The organism is Dietzia sp. DQ12-76, assembly GCF_014145045.1.
Lineage (GTDB): Bacteria > Actinomycetota > Actinomycetes > Mycobacteriales > Mycobacteriaceae > Dietzia.
On the sequence record NZ_JAALDV010000546.1, the window covers coordinates 1 to 1523 of the forward strand.

Annotated in this window: 1 protein-coding gene and 1 pseudogene; both read right to left on the reverse strand. The window is 71.5% G+C overall.

Going from position 1 to position 1523, the window contains the following annotated elements:
- Window positions 1-214 (reverse strand): annotated as a pseudogene (locus G6019_RS16455) (iron ABC transporter permease); the annotation flags it as partial.
- Entirely contained in the window at window positions 211-1245 is a 1035-nt protein-coding gene (locus G6019_RS16460) for an ABC transporter substrate-binding protein (protein WP_107756871.1), read from the reverse strand. The pseudogene G6019_RS16455 and the gene G6019_RS16460, both read right to left, overlap by 4 nt.
- Between the last annotated feature and the right edge of the window lie 278 nt (window positions 1246-1523).

Genomic DNA, 1523 nt, shown 5'->3' on the forward strand with positions numbered 1-1523 from the left:
CGCCGAGGCCGTCGGTGGAGCCGCCCAGCGCGGCGAGGATCTCGTCGAGGGAGACCGTGCGGGAGCCGATGGACACCGAGGCGATGACGACGACGACGAGGACGGCGATCGTCACCAGGAGCCACGCCACGCGTACCCGCGCCGGGCGCCGCAGCGTCCTGACAGCGGACGTGGCGGCACCCGGCGCGGACGGGGCGGTGGTGTGGGGACTCACTCGCGGGTGCCGACGGCCTCCGCCAGCTGCGCCACGTAGTCGTCGAGCACCCACGAGATGGCCAGCGGGGTGGGGTTGGCGGCGGTGCCCATCGGGCCGCTGCCGTCGAGGAACACGATGGCGTCGTTCTTGACCGCCGGCATCTGGGACAGCAGCGGGTCGGACTTCAGGGTGTCGACGAGGCTCTGGTCGCCGTAGGTGACGATCAGCTCGACGTCGTCGAACTGGTCCAGCTGCTCGGCGCTGATGCTGCCGGAGTACTTGCCGCTCGCCGAGGCCTCGGTCACGGCGGCCGGCGTGGCCAGACCCAGGTCCTCGAAGAACGCGGCCCGGGTGTCGGCGGCGGTGTAGAAGTTCACCGTGCTCAGGTCGGACGGGTCGAGGTGGGTGAGGAACATGGTCCGCGTGCCCTCGAGTTCCGGGTGCGCGGCTGCGGCCTCGGCGATCTCGGCGTCGAGCTCGTCGACCAGCGCGTCGCCCTCGGCCGCCATGCCCATCCCCATGGAGTTGAAGCGGATCGTGTCCCGCCACGAGGTGGCCCACGCCTCCTCGGGGTACGCCACGACGGGGGCGATCTCGCTCAGGGTGTCGTAGTCCTCCTGCGTCAGACCGGAGTAGGCGGCCAGGATGACGTCCGGGTCGGTGTCGGCGACGGCCTCGAAGTCGATCCCGTCGGTCTCGTCGAACAGCACGGGGGGCTCGGCGTCGAGTTCCTCGAGTCGCTCCTCCACCCACGGGAGCATGCCGTTGCCGTCGTCGTCACCGAAGGTCGCCGCGGCCATGCCCACCGGGACGACACCCAGGGCGAGCGGCACCTCGTGGTTGGCCCACGCGACGGTGGCCACCCGCTCGGGCGCCTGGTCGATGGTGGTGGTGCCGAGCGCGTGCTCGATCACTACGGGAAACGACCCGGACCCGCCGGCGGCGGTCGCGCCCGTGGACTCGTCGGAGTCGGCGGGAGAGCCACACGCGGACAGCACGAGGGCGGCCGTGGTGGCGATCAGGAAGGGGACAACACCGCGAGAACGCATCAGGGCGGCTCTCTCATTCTGGAGACGATGAACAGGGCAGGACCCACCCGGGCGCCGCGCCGACGTATCCGGCGCGGGCTGACCATTAGGTGAGGCTGGCCTAAGACCTTACGACCGCACCACCGTACGGCGCAATCGCTCGATCAGGACGCCTGGTGTAGCGAATCGGACAGGCTCGCGCTGGTGGCCGGGCCGGGGCCGGGGAAGGTGGCGTGGCCGGGGCCGGAAACGGTGGCCGGGCGGAACTGCCCCGGGGTGAGGCCGGTGGTCCGCCGGAA